This is a genomic window from Weizmannia sp. FSL W8-0401 (assembly GCF_038009125.1).
GTDB lineage: Bacteria > Bacillota > Bacilli > Bacillales > Bacillaceae_C > Weizmannia > Weizmannia coagulans.
Genome location: NZ_JBBPAG010000001.1, coordinates 1,571,961 through 1,590,587 on the forward strand (window position 1 = coordinate 1,571,961; position 18,627 = coordinate 1,590,587).

The window sequence follows — 18,627 nt, forward strand, 5'->3', positions numbered from 1 at the left end:
AATAAATTTTTCATTTCAACCAATTGTTTAAATGTTCACCATTCTATTGCCAGCTGTAAAAAAATAGCCGGATACGCGGATGGATATAAAACGCATTTCCATTTTATAGAAAATGAAAGTGTTTTGGGACAAATCAAAATACACAGTGTGCTAAAAACACAATAAAACAAAAAACCTGCAATTAAAATAACATACGTTCGAGCGTTATTTTTTGTGTGCTGCCGGCACATTTTACTATAATGAAAGAAAAAGGGGTGAGCAGCATGGCGGAAAAGCGGCAAAGGGAGAGTACCGGCTTTTTAATCAAACAGCGCGCCTTTTTGAAACTTTATATGATCACCAATATTGAAAACGGGCGCTGGTACGGGCTGCAGCTTTTGGATGAACTGAAAAAAGAATTTAAGCCGCTCGGTTTCGAGCCGCAGCATTCCGAAATCTACCGGGCGCTTCATGAACTGGAAGATGAGGAGCAAATTTTAACCAAAATAAAAGTAAAACCGGACGGAGCAAAAAGAAAAGAGGTTGTTGTATACAAAATTAAAGACATGGAAAAAGCAAAAGCGTACAAAAAACTTGTCAAGGCTGATTTGGAACGGTGCGAGCAGCTTTTGCAAAAAGCGCTCCGGGATAATTTTTCATAAAAAAAAGCCGGGTGTTCCGGCTTTTTTAATTCACTGTTAAAACGGACGCCCCTTATACTTGATCGATCACCCCGAGCATTTCCAAACCATGGTAAATGCCGGATTCGGTAACGCTTGTCGTCCGGTGTTTTGCATAAGCAAACAGTCCGGGGTTGCTGTTTGCCATCGCAAAACTTTCGCCGACCACCTGCAGCATTTCTTTATCGTTCATGCCGTCCCCGAACGCAACGGCTTTTTCTTTTGGAATGCCAAGGATATCAAGAGTTTTGGCTACAGCCATTCCTTTATTCACTTTATCAAGAATGACGTCGTAACAATGCCTGAATCCGTCAATGTTGACCTGGGATAAATGCAGGCCGGCCAAATCCGCATACAATGCCGCGCCGTTTCCCCGGACATTTACAAGCGTAATGCCCAATATTTGATCATGTGCTTCCGGTGTAAAAGGGGCGTTTTGGCGAAGGTGGATTTTTTTTATAAAACTTTCCACTTCAGGCACATCAAAAGAAGTGATAAAGTTTTGCCGGTCCGTATACAAAACGACTTCATGGCCGTGCTTTTCAGCAATGGCAATAAATTTGTCCACAATTTTTGGATCCATTACCGTTTTAAAAAGGTTTTTTCCTTTATAAACAGCAAGCGTGCCATTATAGCCGATTGCGGATTGAATATCCAGTTCGTCCATCAGCCACGAAATTTCATGAAGCGGCCTCCCGGTTGCCAGAAAGACTTCCATTCCGTACCTTTTTGCCTTGGCCACAGCCTGCTTTGTTGAAGGCTGGATCGTATCTTCCGGTGTCAAAATCGTTCCGTCCACATCTAAAAAAAGTGCTTCATAGTGTCCCATCATTTCGCTCCAGTATGTATGATTTTTCACTTTTACTCTACCACAAATAAAAATGAATGTGAAAAAAACTTCGCTATTGTTGTTTGTCTGCCAATCTTCATGCTATCATGGAAGCATATGGTTACAGAATATAAAAATGACGGGGTGCTTGAAAACATGAATAAAGGGAACAGTCCATCTTACCAACCGAAAAGTGATAAGAATTTTACGGCGCTGATTATCACCGTTTCCCTTATAGTAAATATCATCATTTTACTGCTCTTTTTTACGAACATCGGTTACAAGGGAAAAGTAGGATTTGATATTTATATTTTGCCGAGGCTGAACGCCGTTTTTAACAGCTTTACGTTTATTTTTCTGGTCTGCGCGCTCATTGCCATTAAACGGAAAAATATCAATGTGCACAGAGGATTTGTTCTGGCTGCTTTCGCGTCAACGTTTTTGTTTTTGCTTTCTTACTTGACGTTCCATTATCTTTCGCCTGAAACGGCAAGATACGGCGGGGAAGGGGCAATCCGGGCCATCTATTTCTTTATCCTCATTACCCACAGTTTTCTCGCGGCCATCATTGTTCCGCTTGCCTTGTTCGCGCTTGTGTGGGGATGGACGATGCAGGTGAAAAAGCATAAAAAAATTGTCCGCTGGGCGATGCCAATCTGGCTTTATGTCAGCCTCACCGGCGTTATCGTTTACTTGATGATGGCGCCGTATTATTAAACAACACTGCACCAACCGCCGGCCCGGTTGGTGTTTTTCAATGTAACTTTTGTCATAAATTCTTGTTTTTTATCGAAAATAAAGGGCCGGACATGTATAATAATAGAGAACAGGAAGAAGAGTTTTTGAAGGAGGGATACATATTTGATGGTCTGGACATTAGCAATTTTATTTGCGGTATCCGTTGTGTTGCTGATCATTTCCATCTTTAAAACGCGGAACCTTGCGAAAGAGGAACAGCAGGAATTGGAAACGGTGCATTTGGCACTTATGGATGAAATCAATCATCTGAAAGACGGCATCCAGACGCTTGAACTGGAAATGGAAATTCTTGAAAAAGAAGCCGGTATCCAGCTTTCTGCCTTTGATAAACAGTTCAGGCTTGAAGTGCTGGATTTATATAAACGCAACTACTCTATTGAAAGCATTGCAGGAAAAAAACAAGTGACGCAAGCCGAAATTGAGGAAATCTTGGCCCCGTTTATGGCGGCGAAAAACGAAAGGAGCAAGGTTGCCGGTGGGAATGAATAAATTGAGCAGCTTTGCCGCAGGGATTTTGCTCGCCACGGCTGTAACAGGCGCCGTTTATTTTTCCGGAACAGGCAAAGCAGCGGACAATACGGCGAAAAAAACCAATACGGCTGAAACTGCAAAGCTCTCCAACAGCCAGATGAAGGACAAACTGGAGCAAGCAGGATATGTCGTTCAAACCAAGGCTGCATATGACAAAGATCTGGCCGATGCGAAGTCATCCGCCGAAAAATCTGCAAATACCAAAACCGTCAACCGGGTTGTATTCCAGGTAACGGATGGGATGACCAGCATTGATGTCGGCAGATTGCTTGAGAAAGCAAATATCGTGGATGATGCATTTAAATTCAGTAAAGACGTCGAAAAGAAGGGCATTGAGAACCATCTCCGCCCGGGCACTTATGTCGTGGACAGCACGATGAGTTACGATAAAGTGATTTCAACCATTTTTAAAAAATAATCATGCATCTTAAGCTGCCTACCGTACTGCGGACCGGGCAGCTTTTTTTATGCAGTATTTCCGGTTTACGAAATTTTCTCTTCAATAGTATGATTTTAAATGTTAAAATAAAGAAAACAAGGAGGGGAGACAACAGTGAGAAAGACGAAATTGGTGGTTGCAGGCGTCGGGCATGTCGGTTCGTATGTGCTTGCAAATGCGATGAAACTGGGCCTTTTTTCGGAAATTGCTGTACTGGATAAAAAGGAAGGGGTCGCATTCGGGGAAGCGCTCGATTGGAGGCATGCCACAGCACTTACATATATGCCAAACACAAGCGTGAAAGCAGGGGATTACTCGGAATGCGCCGATGCGGACGTCATTATTTGTGCAGCAGGGCCAAGCGTAATTCCATCGGAAAAAGACGAAATGCCGGACCGGTCAGGGCTTGCCAGGACGAATGCCGCCGTGGTTCGGGAAGTCATGGCAGGGATTACGAAATATACAAAAGAAGCTGTCATCATTTTTATTACAAATCCGCTTGATACGATTGTCTATATTGCTGAAAATGAATTTGGCTATCCGAAAGGGCGGATATTCGGAACAGGCACCATGCTTGACTCGGCCCGCCTCCGCCAGATTGTTGCCGAAAATTACGGCATTGATCCGAAAAGTGTAACGGGGTATATGATGGGCGAGCATGGGTTTACCGCATTTCCGGTTTTCAGCCGTTTAAATGTACAGGGATTCCGCGAAAAAGAACTGGATAGCGTGTTTAAAGGAAAAGAACCGTTGGACAGAGAAACGTTCAGACAAAAGGTGGTGAAAACCGCTTTTGATGTCCTGAATGGGAAAGGATGGACCAATGCCGGTGTCGCTGAGGCTGCAGTCACATTGGCAAAAGCAGTAATGCTGGATGAAAAAAGCATTTATCCGGTTTCCGCCACTTTGCACGGTCAGTACGGATATAACGGTGATGTCGCTTTAAGCATACCAAGTGTCATCGGCCGGGGCGGGATCGAACAACAGCTTGAAATTGAACTCGACGAACAGGAAACATCCTGGCTGCACGAATCGGCAAAATCGATCCAGCATACAATGGCATCGGTAAAAACCGGAAAATCGTATATTCGGGCTTGACCTGAAAGGTGTAAAAGGGCATGAAGAAAAGAAGGGTGTTGAGCATCGTCTCCGCCCGGGCACTTACGTCGCGGACAGCATAATGCGTTACAATAAAGTGATTTCAACGATCTTTAAAAATAGCAAAAAAGCTGCCCGGCCAACAATGGACGAGGCGGCTTTTTCATTGTCTCCACAACGCTGAAAAGAACAAAAATGAGGGCATCCCCATCCTTCAGCAAAAAATGATTTTACTGCGTGCTTATGGATACATCGTGTACAATAATAGGGAAATCCAAACGGGAGGAACAAGGATGAATATCCGTAAAATTCTCATTGCCGGTTTGATGTTTATTTTGATGATCATCATCGGCACTGCCGGTTACGAGTGGACGGAGCACCTGTCTTTTTTTAATGCGCTTTGGCTGACAGTTGTGTCCATCTTAACAATTGGGTACGGGATATGTATCCGGTTACGTTTACAGGAAAAATTTTCACGCTTATTCTTATCCCAATCGCGATCGGGCTGGTTACATACATACTGGCACAATTTGCTGCCGCTTTAATTGAAGGGAAATTTACGAGCGAGGTGAAAAGGAGAAAGATGAATGCAAAAATCAATAGGCTCCATCCACATATCATTGTATGCGGATACAGCAGGGTCGGAAAACAAGTGATCAGCCAGCTGGAAAAAGAAGGGAAGCCCCTCGTCGTCATTGAAAAAAACAGTCAGGAACTGGAAAACACTTCAAATTTATTATATATTACCGAGGATGCAACAGATGACGATGTCCTGATTTCTGCCGGCATCAAACGGGCTGACTGCCTTGTGCTGGCGCTCCCAAAAGATTCGGACAATGTATTTATTACGCTGACGGTAAAAGGAATGAACCCGGATATATGGATCGTTACGCGCGCGGAAAAACACGAGTCAGAGAGAAAACTATACAGTGCGGGCGCCGATAAAGTGATTAATACGGCAAGCATTGGCGGCCATCGTATTGCGTGTCAGTGCTCCGTCCGGTCAGCGTTGAACTGGTTGAAAATGTACTGCAAAATGAGGACGCCTTTTACAGTGTTGAAGAAATCATTGTCGGCGGGCAATCACCGTTATCCGGCCGGTCCCTGAAACATTCTCGGATCCGTGAAATGTACGGGGTGACGGTTCTGGCGTTAAAACGGGGCGAGAAAATTATCAACAATCCTGAACCTTTTGAGCCATTATTGGCAAATGATATTGTCATTGTTTTCGGCCCGGACGAGAAGCTAAGAAAATTTGAAAAAGTGTTAGGATAAAAAAGAACCTTCCTTCTGCATGAAAAGTTTTTTGCATCAGCGCCTTTTCTTTTTGTTGTCAACTGTAATGGTCCGCTTTTTGGCAGCCGGTTCGAACTGAACTTGCACACGATAAACGTTTTCTGTGATTTCCAATATATCTTTTATTTTTCCATTTCTGCCTTTGATTCTGATATCCTGGCCGCAAACTGGAACCCTGTTCACCAGCTGGCTCAGTATATGTTGCTGATTTTCATAGTAATGTACGGTTTTCATCTGAACCCCCCCTTAACCCGTTTTTCTAAACATATGAATTGCACTGTGATTTCATTCGTTCTGATTGGTTGGGGGAACCGTTTTTCAGAGAAGGACGGCCAAGAGAAGGGAGGGGGAATGGCCGTCATTCTTCAAGCCAAAGGAACTGTTGGCCGCTTCTACCTCCTGAAAGAGGTGGAAACCGTGCTGATCAACAAAGCCTACAAATTCCGCATATGCCCAACAAAAAAACAGGAAATCCTATTGCCAAAACAATCGGATGCAGCCGTTTCGTTTTCAACCATTTTTTTGAAGCCATCCATGCAGATATTGTTTTTGAAGAGCTGGAGAATGATGTGAATGGATTTATGTTGAGGATTGTATCGAGGTAGAATGTTTTAATTAGATGAATGCCGGATAGTGAACCTCTCATCACTATTCGGCATTTGTTAACATAAGAGGGGGATAAAGCCCCATACGAAAAAAATAAGTTAGTTAACATAATATATATTATAACTAGTTGAGGAGTAAAATGAAATTTTATCTCAAAAAAGAAGATTACTTTAAACATTGAGACAAAAACGATTTTTTGTGAAATACAATCCTTTATTGCATCTTTTCATCTCATCAGGACGGGATTTCGGTTTATCCGTATGCGGTCGCGGTCATTGATCGTTCCGGGTTTATTCCATCACTCAGCGTTATTGCATTTTCATCTACATTTTTTCACATTCTTTCATTGAATCGCCCTAAATTTTGGCTTATTCTTTTACTTACAATACCAGCACACTCTTTTTGCTTTAAAATTTTTCTTCTGGCTGATTTCCCTGTTTTTGTGCTTTAATGAGCATTCCGCATCGGTTTGATTTTACGCCTGCTTTTTCTTCAAAGTAACTGCAAACGTTTATACTTTTTTGATGGTTTTAAAACTGTCTATTGAGGTAAGTCAATTTTTCGAACTGTTCTTTCCTTTTATTGTAAACCTTTTCTTGCGGTGATACACTAAAAATTGTAAAGAAAAGTAAACGCTTACTTTTTCTATGAATATATCCATCAGGAGGCATGCATCATGTCAGGCAGAGTTGCAGTGATTACAGGGGCCGGCAGCGGGATTGGCCGGGAAACAAGTTTAACTTTTGCACGTAAAGGCGATTCCGTTGTGGTTGCCGATATTGATGAAGAAAAAGGGCTTGAAACGGTGGAATTGATCAAACAAGAAGGCGGAGATGCTGTTTTTGCCAAGACGGATGTTTCCAAATTTGAAGAAGTCGAATCACTTGTCAATCAGGCAGTTGAAATATACGGGACGATTGACGTGATGTTCAACAACGCCGGAATCGGAACGCTCGGGCATATCCTGAGTATGAAAATAGAAGATTACTTGCGTGTCATTGATATCAATCAGCACGGCGTGGCATACGGGATCATTGCTGCAGGCAGAAAAATGCGCGAGCTGGATGTAAAAGGCGTCATTATCAACACGGCTTCCGTATTCGGTTATTTGGCAAATTTCGGTACTTTCCCATATCAGGCTGCAAAAGGCGCTGTCCGGATGATGACGCAAAATGCCGCGCTCGAACTGGCACAATACGGCATTCGCGTCGTCGGCATTGCGCCGGGTTGTGTGGATACCCCGATTATACAAGCTTATAAAGATGCCGGAATGACGCAAAAAATGACAGAACAGCAAATGCGCAAAAAACTGATCCGCCCGGAAACGATCGCAAATGCGGTTTATCTGTTAACGCTTGAAGAAGCAGATGCTATTAACGGAAGCGTTGTCATGCTTGATGACGGCTATGCTTCTTTCAAATAACTTTCTTGGATGCTCAAACTTGCTGCTCTTGAAGTGTTGGAAAAATTTCCGTACACCCCTTCTCCCCCCTTTCCGGTTCAAAAGGGGGAGGCCCTTTTGAACCGGAGTATTCTTGTTCATTTCATCTCTGCCCGCACGAAAAAAGTGGCAATCCAAAACGCTATGCAAATAGACTTTACACAAAAGGTTCATTTTGTCATTTTTGTGGAAAATTATGTTACAATATTCATACAGCTCTCGTTTTTGATCCGTCTGTCTTTGTCCCTGTCCGGGGCGGTTTGAAAGAAATTACGAGAAAGTGGGAGTATGTATGGGAAGTCAATCATTTACATCAGCGCCGTTAGAGGCAGAAAACCCTTTTTTTCGCCGTGCGCTGTTTACGTTCAGCGGTGCGCATTTTTTAAATGACCTGGTGACAACCGGCATGGTTCCTGCCCTTGTTGTCATGTACAAGCATGCGCTCCATTTGAATTATACGCAATCCACTTTAATTGTACTGGTTTCTTATTTTACTTCATCGGTAACACAGCCGGTTTTTGGCATGCTGACGGACCGGAAACCGCGGGTCTGGCTTTTTTCGCTCGGTGTCTTCTTATCGATTGCCGGCCTGAGCCTAACCGCCATTGCGCCATCTCTCCCATGGCTTTTGGTTTTTATTGCGCTTTCCGGATTCGGGTCGGGCGTCTTTCATCCGGAAGCATCACGCGGCACCCATTTTGCGTCCGGGTATAAAAAAGGATTGGCACAGGCAATATTCCAGGTTGGCGGAAATGCCGGGCAGGCTTTCGGGCCGCTTATGATCCCGCTCTTTTTGGTGCATACCGGCATACACGGCCTGATCTGGCTGCTGCCGGTTGCTCTTTTATCCCTTATTTTAACAGCCCCCCTGCTTGGCTGGATGAACAGCAAAGTGCAAAATATCCAGCGCCGGAAAAAAGAAATCGCCGGAAAAAACCATATTCCCGGCGTCATCCTGCTTGTTCTGGTCATTATTTTGCGTTCCTGGTGCCAGGTCGGGGTTGTTATTTTTCTTCCGTTTTACATGAAACATGCAAGTTTGGAAACAAGCGAACTGTTGAACTTTGTCTTTGTCGGCGCCGGGGCACTGGGCACGCTTTTTGGCGGCATTATTTCAGACCGGGCCGGCATGAAACGGCTGCTTGTCGTGTCCATGTTCCTTGCCACGCCTTTTGCGCTTGTGTTGCCGCATTTAAGCGGCTGGCTGGCCGTACTCGATCTGCTCTGTTTCGGTTTCAGCGTCCTTTCAAGCTTTTCTGTCGGCGTCATCTATATGCAAAAGCTGTTGCCCAAAAATATCGCGCTTGCTTCCGGCCTGTCAATTGGTTTCGGGGTCGGCGCCGGCGGAATCGGTTCCGTTTTCATGGGCGGCGTTTCCGATATGTTCGGGGTTGCTACAGTATTTACCATTTTATCTTTCTTGCCCATGATCGGCGCTGTCATATCCTGCTTTTTGCCAAATGAAAAAAGGATCGCAAATTAAAAAGTGGTGTATACATTTTCGCATGTTTCAGCTGTCGGTTCGTAAAAACAATGCAATTTATACCGGGCAACGAACGGCTGGTCATACCATGTGGGCGGGCAGTCCCCTTGCGGCCTGAAATACCATAAACTGTATTTGGCAGGCCAATGCCTTTCGCCGTTAATCACACGTCTGGCCAACCGCCGTTCGCTTTCCCGTGCCCGCTGGTAAAAATACCCGTGTATCACTGCTTCAAAAGCATGCGGCTGATAAACCATTTGCGGAATGGTCCGGATCCCGATAAAATCCGAACAATTCGCCCTGATCCGGTTTATGCCTACATTGCCGACAAGCAGCATGCCAAGCTGCCCCTCCCCTTCTGCTTCCGCCCTTAAAAGCCGTGCCAGTAAATCGATGTCTGCACTTGATGCCCTTACGACTGCCATTTTAAGCCTCCCTGGATTTGCAAATTGCGCACAAGTTCCGCTTTTTATCTTATGCTGCAAAACACCAAAAGAGAACCCCACCTGTGCCTGAAATAAATCAAGCACCCGGGCGGAAAAAACCGGATGCTTGATGTTTGTTAAATCCGAAAGAGTACCGGGCTTTAAGTTTCGGCGCACAGCACAAAAGGGCAATCGGCAGAAACGGATCCTGCCAATTAAAAATTGGTTTCTAAAAATACCGGACAGTGGTCACTGCCCATTATTTCCGGATACATGCCGGCACCTTTTAAACGGCCGGCAAGTCTTTTGGATACGAGAAAATAGTCAATCCGCCAGCCGATATTCCTTTCCCTTACTTTATTCATATAAGACCACCATGTATATGCGCCTTCCCGCTCAGGATAAAAATATCGGAACGAATCAATAAATCCGCTGTTCAGCAGCCCGGTCATTTTATCGCGCTCTTCCGCTGTAAACCCTGAATTGCCGATGTTGCTTTTTGCATTTTTTAAATCAATTTCCTGATGGGCAACGTTCATATCGCCGCATACAATGACCGGCTTCTTTTTATCAAGATCCGTTAAATAGGCCCGCATCCGGTTTTCCCATTCGAGGCGGTAACCGAGGCGGGCAAGATCGCGCTGGGAATTCGGCGTATAAACATTGACCAAATAAAAATCTTCATATTCGAGTGTCAAAATCCGGCCTTCCGGTTCTGTCCGATTTTCCCCGACGCCGTAGCGCACGGAAAGCGGTTCTTTTTTTGTAAAAACGGCCGTGCCCGAATACCCTTTCCGCTCGGCATAGTTCCAATATTGATAATAGCCGTCCAAATCAAGGGCGATCTGGCCTTCCTGCAGTTTCGTCTCCTGCACGCAAAAAATGTCGGCGCCGGTTTCTGCAAAAAATGCAAGAAACCCTTTTTTTACACAGGCGCGGAGCCCGTTCACATTCCAAGAAACAAATTTCATCCCCGGTTTCTCCTCCATTGCATTTAAAAGTTCAGGTGTTTTAATGCTTTATAAACCGCAGCGACGTCCGCATTTTCAGCGATTTCTTTCGGCGTTTTGCAAACGGCGGCGCCGGCTTCAGCCAGTTTTTCCGTTTTCTTAATTGTGCGATTATACACAAACAAATCGAAATGCGCATCTAAAAGGCGGCAGGCCATCGGAGATCCCATATGCCCTAAACCAATCCAACCTATCTTCATGACAAAAGCCTCCATGTTTAGACAAATTCACCTAAAAGCCATCAGCTTTAAAGGGATATTCTGTTCTTATTCTAATGTTAAAGAAAAAATGCGGCAAGAAATACGCAATTTTTGTATAAATATTTGGCGTTTGTATTGAAGAAAAAAGCGGTATTATACAAGTATAATTGATGTTCGCCAATCCTTATGCGGGGGGGTGGGAAAAGTGAAAATCAAAGTCGGAAGTTGGAATATGTTAACGCTCCAAGACAAGTTATCGATTTTAAAAGCCATCAGCCGGCGAAACAAACGTGGGCATCAGTAAAAAGGCGCCGGTACGAAGCAGGCGCCTTTTTCCACTCTGTATAAGTGCTCCCTATTCTTTACGGCCATATCCCTTCATACAGCCGGATATATGCTTTTGCAGAATTCTCCCAGCTGAAATCAAGCCCCATCACCCGTTCAGACAACGACTGCCATGTTTTCGGCTGGTAGCGGAAAAACCAAACGGCCCTTTCAACTGTGTAAAGCATATCGTGCGCGTTATAGTTTGCGAACGAAAAACCGTTGCCTTCGCCTGTGAATTCATTGTATGGCTTTACGGTATCTTTCAGCCCGCCGGTTTCACGCACAAGCGGCAATGTGCCATACCGCATGGCGATCAGTTGCCCGATGCCGCACGGTTCAAATTTGGATGGCATTAAAAATAAGTCACTGCCCGCATAAATTTTATGTGAAAGGGCTTCATCGAAATAAATATGTACGGATACCCGGCCCGGATACTGGTTTTCAAGATGCCGGAATGCTTCCTCGTACTGATGCTCGCCTGTGCCAAGAAGGACAAACTGGACATTTAAACTTAACATCTCATGTATTACATGTAGCACCAGATCGATGCCTTTTTGTTCCACCAGCCTTGTCACCATCGATATAACGGGAATGCCGGAATCCGGCTGCAAATGGAAAGCTTCCTGCAAGGCTTTTTTATTCTTTAATTTTCCCGGATAGTCCTCATATGTAAAAAACAGCGCGTCGTCTGTTTTGGGATTATAAGCATCCGTATCAATCCCGTTGACAATGCCTTCGAAACGGTTGCTTTTCATCCGCAAAAAGCCGTCAAGATTTTCCCCGTAATACGGCGTCTGGATTTCCCGGGCGTATGTCGGGCTGACGGTTGTAATGGCATCTGCATAAGCAATCCCCGCCTTTAAGTAGCTGACATTCCCATAAAACTCAAGGCCATCCACATGGAAATACAATTCGCTTAAATCGAGAAGATCAGACAGAACACTTTTTGGAAATACGCCCTGGTAGCGCAAATTATGAATCGTAAACATCGTTTTGATGCCCTGGTAGAAAGGATGGCTGGAAAAATGCGCTTTTAACAGCACGGGAATCGGCCCGGTTTGCCAGTCATGGCAATGGATGACATCCGGTTTCTCGTTCAAATAAGGAAGAGATTCAAGCACTGCACGCGAAAAAAAGGAGAACCGTTCGCCATCATCGAAATAGCCGTAACTCCCGTGCCGTTTAAAATAATACTCGTTGTCCAAAAAATAATAGCGGATCCCCCCTTCCTCCAATGTTTCAATCCCGCAATACTGCTTCCGCCACCCAACCGGCACGGTCAGGCTTCCCATAAAGGAGAGGCGCGCTTTTACTTCGGGTTTTAAATCTTCATATTTCGGCAGGATGACTGCCGGATGGATCCCCGCTTTTTTCAAAGCTTTGGGCAATGCCTGGATAACATCGCCCAGCCCCCCTGTTTTAATAAATGGCGCGCATTCTGAAGCAGCGAATAATACGTTCATCTTGTCCCCTCCATCAAATGATCTCTTTTTTGCATAATACTTTTGGATGCGACGGAGTCCCGACAACCACCTTATGCTGGGTAACGACCACCTGCTTGTCTGCGATGACATTTTCCAATACCGCATCTTCTTCCACTTCTGTTTTTTGCATGATGATGCTGTTTTTCACGACTGCCCCTTTTTTGATTTTCACGCCGCGGAAAATAATACTGTTTTCCACTGTCCCTTCAATTAAACAGCCGTTTGCAATAAATGAATTTTTTACGTCCGCTGTTTGTCCGTATTTTGCCGGCGGCTCATGTTTGATCTTGGTCAGAATTTCCCAGTCGCTGTAAAAGAAAGCGCGGATCGTATCCGGGTCGAGCATGGCCATGTTTGCCGCGTGGTAACTGTCCATGGAGTGGATAAAGATCATATTGCCGCGGTGGTGATACCCCTTAACTTTAAATTTATGGACATTCGCTTTGATCGCATCCCGCAAAAAGTCATATTCTCCGTTTTCAGAACAGGTTTGGATGAGATCCATCAGCAACAGTTTTGACAGCACATAGGTTTCCAGGCAGACGAAGTCGCCCTTTTGCGGAGTGGTAAACAATTCGATGTCCCGCACGTTGTCCTCTTTATCTACCACCACTTGATGATAGTTCGGTTTTTGGATCGGCTCCCCGTCATATTTCCTGTATACAACCGTGATATCTGCCTGGCTTTTCTCATGGAATGCGACCAGCTCGCAAATATCGAGTTTGCTGACGTTGCTTCCCGGCGAGATGATGACAAGGTCTGCCGAGGCGCGTTCAAAGAATTCGCGATGATCATAAAAGCCCTGGATATCCCCCTTCAATTTTGCATTATCGGCAACCGGCGGCAGAATAAACAGCCCGCCGTCGTACCGGTCCAAATCCCATTCCTTTCCTGAACCAATATGGTCTATGATCGATCTGCCGTTGTCTTTCGTAAAAACGGCAACCTGGGTAATTTCAGCATGAATGAGATTGGAAAGCGCAAAATCAATGAAGCGGTATCTGGCGCCGAACGGAACGGAAGCAAGGCAGCGGTGTTTCGTTAGCTCCTTTAAAATCGGCTTTTCGTTGATCAAATTGATAACTCCTAATACGTTCGTCATGTTTCACCCGTCCCTTTTATAAAACTTCTTTTATTTCCGCTTCTTCTCCGTTTTGCGGACAGCTGTACAACTGAATATCATTTGGCTTTGAAGGCGTGATTTTTTTGCCGTTTTCAATGACGGTGCCGCTCGCAATAATGGCGCGTTCGATCGTCACATTGCTGCCGATCGTGACACTCGGCATGATGACGGAATCCCGGATCGTGCTGTTTTTGCCAATATAGACATGATCCGAGATGACGGAATGGAAAACATCCCCATAAATCCAGCTGCCTTCGTTGATGAGCGCGTTTTTAATATTGGATTGGGGCGCAATGTATTGCGGAGGATGGTTCGCATCTCCGGTGAAAATGCGCCAGTCCGGGTCATCCAGATCAAATGCCGGTTTTTCTTCCAGCAGGTCCATATGTGCTTCCCAGAAGCTTTGGACCGTGCCGACATCTTTCCAATAACCTTGGAATTTATAAGCATACATTTTCTTTTTATCCTTCAGCATTTTCGGAATAATGTCTTTCCCGAAGTCATGCGAGGAAGCGCTGTTTTTCTCGTCCTGTATTAAATATTCGCGCAAATGCTTCCAATTAAACAGATATACGCCCATGGAGGCAAGATTGCTCTTTGGGAATTTCGGTTTTTCTTCAAATTCAACAATGCTTCCTTCCGCGTTTGTTACCATAATGCCGAAGCGGCCTGCTTCCTGCCACGGGACTTCAATGACGGCAATGCTCGCCTGCGCCCCTGCTTCCACATGCGATTTTAACAGTTTCCGGTAATCCATTTTATAAATATGATCGCCTGAAAGAATCACAACATATTCCGGATTGTAGTGGTCAATATACTGGATATTTTGGTAAACCGCATTGGCCGTCCCCTTATACCATTCGCCGCCGTCTTTCCCTACATACGGCGGCAGTACGGTTGTACCGCCGAAATTTTTATCCAGGTCCCACGCTTTCCCGTTTCCGACATACGAATTTAAGAGATGGGGTTCATATTGCGTCAGCACGCCGACGGTATCAATGCCCGAGTGCATGCAGTTGCTTAGCGAGAAATCAATAATTCTGTACTTGCCGCCAAAAGGCACTGCCGGTTTTGCCAGCTGGGATGTCAAATCCCCGAGCCTTGTTCCCTGTCCGCCTGCTAAGAGCATTGCCATCCATTTCTTTTCTGCCATTATTTTTTGCCACCCCTTTGCCGTTTTGTTGATTGCTTTTTAAAGATCAATGCACTGAGTGGGGGAATGCTGATTTCCATACTGTATGGCTGGTTATGAAAAGGCTCCTTATCCACTTGGATTGCTTTTTTGTTCAACAAACCGCTGCCGCCGAACTGTTCATCATCCGTATTGAAAATTTCAATATATTTTCCGAATGAAGGCACGCCAATTCTGAATTTGTCATATTTGTTTTTTGAAAAATTGCAGAGGACGATGCAATAATCCCCTTTCCGCTTTCCTCTTCTCATAAAAATTATGATGCTCTGCCTGCGATTATTCGGATCAATCCATTCAAAGCCTTCAGGGTCATGGTCCTGCCGCCACAAGCTTCTTGTGTTTTGATAGAATGTGTTCATGGCTTTTGTAAACTGAAAGAAGGTCCGGTGCGTTTCAAAATCCAGCAGCATCCAATCCAGCTGCGTCAGGTCTTTCCACTCGTCAAACTGTCCGAATTCGCTTCCCATGAATAATAATTTTTTACCCGGATGGGTCATAAAATAAGCATAAAGAAGGCGTAAATTTGCAAACTTTTGTGGAAAATCCCCGGGCATTTTATTGAGCAGCGATTTTTTTCCGTAAACCAGTTCATCATGCGAAAAAGGAAGTACATAGTTTTCCGAAAAAGCATAGTGCATGGAAAAGGTGAGGAGATCGTGGGCATCAGGCCTTTTTTCCTCCGGTGTCTGCATATAGGTGAGCACATCATGCACCCAGCCCATGTTCCATTTATAATTAAAGCCGAGCCCGCCCGCGTAAACCGGCGCTGTCACGAGTGGCCACGATGTTGCTTCTTCTGCAATCATTAAGGCATGCGGAAACTTTTTAAAAACGGCTTCATTCAGCTTTTTGATAAACTCGACAGCTTCCAAATTGACGTCACCGCCATATTGGTTTGCCAATTTCTTTTCGTCTCCCCTGTCATGGTTCAAATAAATAAGAGAAGAAACTGCATCAACCCGGAAGCCGTCAATATGATAAACGTCCATCCAAAAAAGGGCATTGGAAATAAGAAAACTGAAAATTTCAGGTTTCTGAAAGTCAAAATTGTATGTACCCCAAATCGGCCGTTCCGCCATGTCAGGATCTGCAGGCTCGAACAGCGGTGTTCCGTCAAACCGGCCAAGGCCGTGGGCGTCTTTGCAGAAATGGACGGGAACCCAGTCTAAAATCACCCCAAGGCCGTTCTGATGGCATTTGTCGATAAAATACATGAAATCTTCCGGCTTCCCGTACCGGCTCGTCGGTGCATAGAAACCGGTAATCTGGTAGCCCCATGACCGGTCAAACGGATGTTCCATCATCGGCATAAGCTCGATATGCGTATAGCCATGGCCGGCAACGTATGGGACCAGTTCGTCTGCCATTTCACGGTAGGTGTAAAAATCACCATTGGCTTTTTTCTTCCATGAACCGAAATGCATTTCATAAATCAGCATCGGCTCGTGGTATGGGTCGGATTTTGCTTTATGGCTCATCCACTTTCTATCATGCCACTGATACATGCCGGGATCATAAATGACAGATGCCGTTTTCGGGCGTACTTCCGAATAGAACGCATATGGATCCGCTTTAAAAAAAGTATTGCCTGAAGGTCCTGTAATTTCATATTTATACAGTTCACCAGGCGCGAGATCCGGAATAAATAATACCCAGATGCCGGAATCTTTGAGCCGTTTCATTTGGTGTTTGCTGCCATCCCAGCCGTTAAAATCGCCGGCTACGGCAACGGCTTGCGCATTCGGCGCCCAAACTGCAAACCGCACGCCCTTTTTTCCTTCATACTCCATGGCATGTGCTCCGAACAAAGTATAGCTCTCGTAAAGGGTGCCTTCGTGGAATAAATAAAGCTCGAAATCAGTGGGCAGGACTTGTTGCGAATTTTTTACTGAATTTTCCAATGTCGCACCTCCGCTATTTCATCATACTTTTACTATTCGTTATGAATTTTACGAATCCTGCAAAAAAAGCCGTCTAATTTTGTCGAAATGGAGACAAAATGATTTTATTTTCAAATCCGCCATTCCGTTTACCAATAGAAAAAAGCTGTTTTAAATGTGCCGCATTGGTTTGACATGCAATGAATATGCGGGCTGCGGATTTAAAACAGCTTAAAATTGACTGTTCAATTGTTTAACGGACGTCCATTGTTTTGAAAAACTGGTATGCCAAAGAAACAGACCAGGCAAGCGGCTTATTTCCATTTGGCACGTACTTGCCGCCGATATAAAGTTCCGGGATTTCCCAATTTTCCGTAATAATGCGCTTGGTTTTTTCCACATATCCATTTGCCTTATCATACATACCCAGTTCATAGAAACATAAACCAAGCCACGGAAAACCAAAGCACCATTCGGCTTCTGCGCCTTCGTTATAGTATTGGTCGTTGACATAGCGGATCACGCCATATTTCCGTTCAAGCGTAGTGGTGACATCTTCCAGTATTTGAAGCGCCATGCCGCGGCTGACAATCCGGTAAGGGTAAATGAGCGACAGTAAGGCAAGGTCGGTCGGTTTGCCTGCGCTCTCCCGCGGCAGCAGTTTATAAAGTGTTTCTTCCCCTTTTTCAATCAGCCCATCCTTCACATGCACGAGCATCCTGACTGCTTTTAAGCCGGCAACGCATGCCCCGACACTTGAAGCATGCACCTCCATATTCTCTTCCCACATGCCGTTATCTTCGGCCTGCCAATACTCCAGGCACTCGAGATAGTCAACCAGTTTTTGGATAATCTCCAAATCTTTTTGGCTGCGGATGATTTTCTGGCCGTGGTGGATGCCTTCCCCTACTCCCCAAAGAAAAGCCCCAATAGCATCATTTTGGGCATGGCCCCATTCTTGCGGGAGTTCCTTGAGGTCAGTGGAATAGCGGGCGTGAATATATTCGTATAAATACCGAGGCCTTTTCTTCGTATGAATGTCAATTTTCCACTCATAACGGATAAACAGATCAAGCAATGCGTGGTATGCTTTTTCATAGTACGGGGACGGCGTGGCTAAAAAGGGCAAAACGGTATATACGACATCTCTGATCCAAACATAATGGTAGTCGGAAGACAAACTGGCGGTATAAGCACCGTTTGGCAGGCGCATCCGGTCAATGACCTCAACAGCTTTCTCGATGTTCATCATTCTTCACCTCCAAAAAGTTGATCCATACCATTAGTGTTGGCAAGACGCTGATCCTTTTATAACCATTCCAACATAACTCCCCTGTTTTAAAGCGCTTTCATGAAGATCTTTGCTTTTTGCAGATGCATTCAAGCGGGAAAAGCCCTGGTTTGGCAAACGGCGATGCTGCCATTTGCCGGCCGTTTCTTTTCCTGGACGGTTGTTTTTTATATATTATGTCTGCATTTGTTGGATGATTATTTAGAAAGCCTAATCAATCCCGATTTTTTTGCCCGTTTCTGCCCGCTTAAATTCTGGCATCCCGGAGTTTTTTCCGTTCCATTCCCTTAAATGTTTGTTTTGGTTTTATTTTTATTGTGTTATCAGCACATAGTGTAATTTGATTATTTAGATGCGGCATGTTCCCCGGTTTGGCGTTGCAGTGCCCTTGATTCTTATTTATTTTTTGTTATTAGCACAATGTACAACAGGATCATTTAAATTATGGGGTGATTGAAAAATAGGCTAATGATTATGTGTTTTTAGCACATTGTGTCTTTACTTTTTATTCGTTCTGCTTTTCAGCCGGATTTTCTTGTTCAACTTCCATTTCT

Annotated in this window: 21 protein-coding genes; 11 read left to right on the top strand and 10 right to left on the bottom strand. The window is 44.7% G+C overall.

The genetic code is table 11. The features are described 5' to 3' along the window. The first annotated feature begins 263 nt into the window (after positions 1-263). A complete protein-coding gene (locus NSU00_RS07465; protein ID WP_017550391.1) occupies positions 264-641 on the top strand; it encodes a helix-turn-helix transcriptional regulator in 378 nt (125 codons plus the stop codon). A 52-nt stretch (positions 642-693) separates the two neighbouring features. Here the strand turns inward: NSU00_RS07465 and NSU00_RS07470 are convergent, their stop codons facing one another. Continuing rightward, a complete protein-coding gene (locus NSU00_RS07470) occupies positions 694-1,488 on the bottom strand; it encodes an HAD family hydrolase (protein WP_340703173.1) in 795 nt (264 codons plus the stop codon). A 156-nt stretch (positions 1,489-1,644) separates the two neighbouring features. Between NSU00_RS07470 and NSU00_RS07475 the strand changes: the two genes are divergently transcribed. From NSU00_RS07475 to NSU00_RS07505, 7 genes are all read left to right on the top strand, one after another. Then, positions 1,645-2,205, top strand: a complete 561-nt coding sequence (locus NSU00_RS07475) for a DUF420 domain-containing protein (RefSeq protein WP_340703174.1) — start codon at positions 1,645-1,647, stop codon at positions 2,203-2,205. A 147-nt stretch (positions 2,206-2,352) separates the two neighbouring features. After that, a complete protein-coding gene (locus NSU00_RS07480) occupies positions 2,353-2,736 on the top strand; it encodes a hypothetical protein (RefSeq protein ID WP_340702622.1) in 384 nt (127 codons plus the stop codon). Then, the gene (locus tag NSU00_RS07485) at positions 2,729-3,196 is read left to right on the top strand and encodes an aminodeoxychorismate lyase (protein WP_017550395.1); all 468 of its coding nucleotides are present in this window, start codon (positions 2,729-2,731) and stop codon (positions 3,194-3,196) included. Before NSU00_RS07480 ends, NSU00_RS07485 begins: the two co-directional genes overlap by 8 nt. Positions 3,197-3,331: 135 nt before the next feature. Continuing rightward, positions 3,332-4,315: an L-lactate dehydrogenase gene (locus NSU00_RS07490; RefSeq protein WP_029143048.1), complete on the top strand. Its 984-nt coding sequence runs from the start codon at positions 3,332-3,334 to the stop codon at positions 4,313-4,315. Between the two features lie 293 nt (positions 4,316-4,608). Continuing rightward, positions 4,609-4,860, top strand: a complete 252-nt coding sequence (locus NSU00_RS07495; protein ID WP_340702623.1) for an ion channel — start codon at positions 4,609-4,611, stop codon at positions 4,858-4,860. A gap of 38 nt (positions 4,861-4,898) precedes the next feature. After that, positions 4,899-5,423 carry a potassium channel family protein gene (locus tag NSU00_RS07500; RefSeq protein WP_340702624.1) on the top strand — a complete coding sequence of 175 codons (525 nt, stop codon included), beginning with the start codon at positions 4,899-4,901 and terminating at the stop codon, positions 5,421-5,423. Beyond that, the gene (locus NSU00_RS07505; protein WP_340703175.1) at positions 5,306-5,590 is read left to right on the top strand and encodes a cation:proton antiporter regulatory subunit; all 285 of its coding nucleotides are present in this window, start codon (positions 5,306-5,308) and stop codon (positions 5,588-5,590) included. The genes NSU00_RS07500 and NSU00_RS07505 overlap by 118 nt, the downstream gene beginning before the upstream one ends. Positions 5,591-5,626: 36 nt before the next feature. Here NSU00_RS07505 and NSU00_RS07510 read toward each other — a convergent pair whose 3' ends face one another. Beyond that, positions 5,627-5,845 carry a hypothetical protein gene (locus tag NSU00_RS07510; protein ID WP_019721319.1) on the bottom strand — a complete coding sequence of 73 codons (219 nt, stop codon included), beginning with the start codon at positions 5,843-5,845 and terminating at the stop codon, positions 5,627-5,629. 215 nt (positions 5,846-6,060) lie between these two features. Between NSU00_RS07510 and NSU00_RS16065 the strand changes: the two genes are divergently transcribed. From NSU00_RS16065 to NSU00_RS07525, 3 genes are all read left to right on the top strand, one after another. Continuing rightward, positions 6,061-6,216, top strand: a complete 156-nt coding sequence (locus NSU00_RS16065; protein ID WP_445684488.1) for a helix-turn-helix domain-containing protein — start codon at positions 6,061-6,063, stop codon at positions 6,214-6,216. A gap of 677 nt (positions 6,217-6,893) precedes the next feature. Continuing rightward, entirely contained in the window at positions 6,894-7,640 is a 747-nt protein-coding gene (locus tag NSU00_RS07520) for an SDR family NAD(P)-dependent oxidoreductase (protein ID WP_029143041.1), read from the top strand. 310 nt (positions 7,641-7,950) lie between these two features. Beyond that, a complete protein-coding gene (locus NSU00_RS07525; RefSeq protein ID WP_340702626.1) occupies positions 7,951-9,141 on the top strand; it encodes an MFS transporter in 1,191 nt (396 codons plus the stop codon). Here the strand turns inward: NSU00_RS07525 and NSU00_RS07530 are convergent. From NSU00_RS07530 to NSU00_RS07565, 8 genes are all read right to left on the bottom strand, one after another. Next, positions 9,138-9,566 (bottom strand): cell wall hydrolase, encoded by a 429-nt coding sequence (locus tag NSU00_RS07530; RefSeq protein WP_237349297.1) that lies wholly within the window; start codon positions 9,564-9,566, stop codon positions 9,138-9,140. The two genes, NSU00_RS07525 and NSU00_RS07530, sit on opposite strands and share 4 nt — an antisense overlap. A gap of 215 nt (positions 9,567-9,781) precedes the next feature. Continuing rightward, positions 9,782-10,537 (bottom strand): exodeoxyribonuclease III, encoded by a 756-nt coding sequence (locus tag NSU00_RS07535; protein WP_019721325.1) that lies wholly within the window; start codon positions 10,535-10,537, stop codon positions 9,782-9,784. A gap of 23 nt (positions 10,538-10,560) precedes the next feature. Then, the gene (locus tag NSU00_RS07540; RefSeq protein WP_019721326.1) at positions 10,561-10,776 is read right to left on the bottom strand and encodes an NAD(P)-binding domain-containing protein; all 216 of its coding nucleotides are present in this window, start codon (positions 10,774-10,776) and stop codon (positions 10,561-10,563) included. Positions 10,777-11,138: 362 nt separating this feature from the next. After that, entirely contained in the window at positions 11,139-12,566 is a 1,428-nt protein-coding gene (gene glgA, locus NSU00_RS07545) for a glycogen synthase GlgA (RefSeq protein WP_340702627.1), read from the bottom strand. Positions 12,567-12,579: 13 nt separating this feature from the next. Then, on the bottom strand, positions 12,580-13,689 hold the full coding sequence (gene glgD, locus NSU00_RS07550; protein WP_340702628.1) for a glucose-1-phosphate adenylyltransferase subunit GlgD: 1,110 nt from the start codon (positions 13,687-13,689) through the stop codon (positions 12,580-12,582). 16 nt (positions 13,690-13,705) lie between these two features. Then, positions 13,706-14,863 carry a glucose-1-phosphate adenylyltransferase gene (locus NSU00_RS07555; RefSeq protein WP_340702629.1) on the bottom strand — a complete coding sequence of 386 codons (1,158 nt, stop codon included), beginning with the start codon at positions 14,861-14,863 and terminating at the stop codon, positions 13,706-13,708. Beyond that, positions 14,863-16,803, bottom strand: coding sequence for a 1,4-alpha-glucan branching protein GlgB (glgB, locus tag NSU00_RS07560; protein ID WP_265115299.1), 1,941 nt, complete (start codon positions 16,801-16,803; stop codon positions 14,863-14,865). The genes NSU00_RS07555 and glgB overlap by 1 nt, the downstream gene beginning before the upstream one ends. 232 nt (positions 16,804-17,035) lie before the next feature. Beyond that, positions 17,036-18,031, bottom strand: a complete 996-nt coding sequence (locus NSU00_RS07565; RefSeq protein ID WP_061575462.1) for a glycoside hydrolase family 15 protein — start codon at positions 18,029-18,031, stop codon at positions 17,036-17,038. Positions 18,032-18,627: the final 596 nt, after the last annotated feature.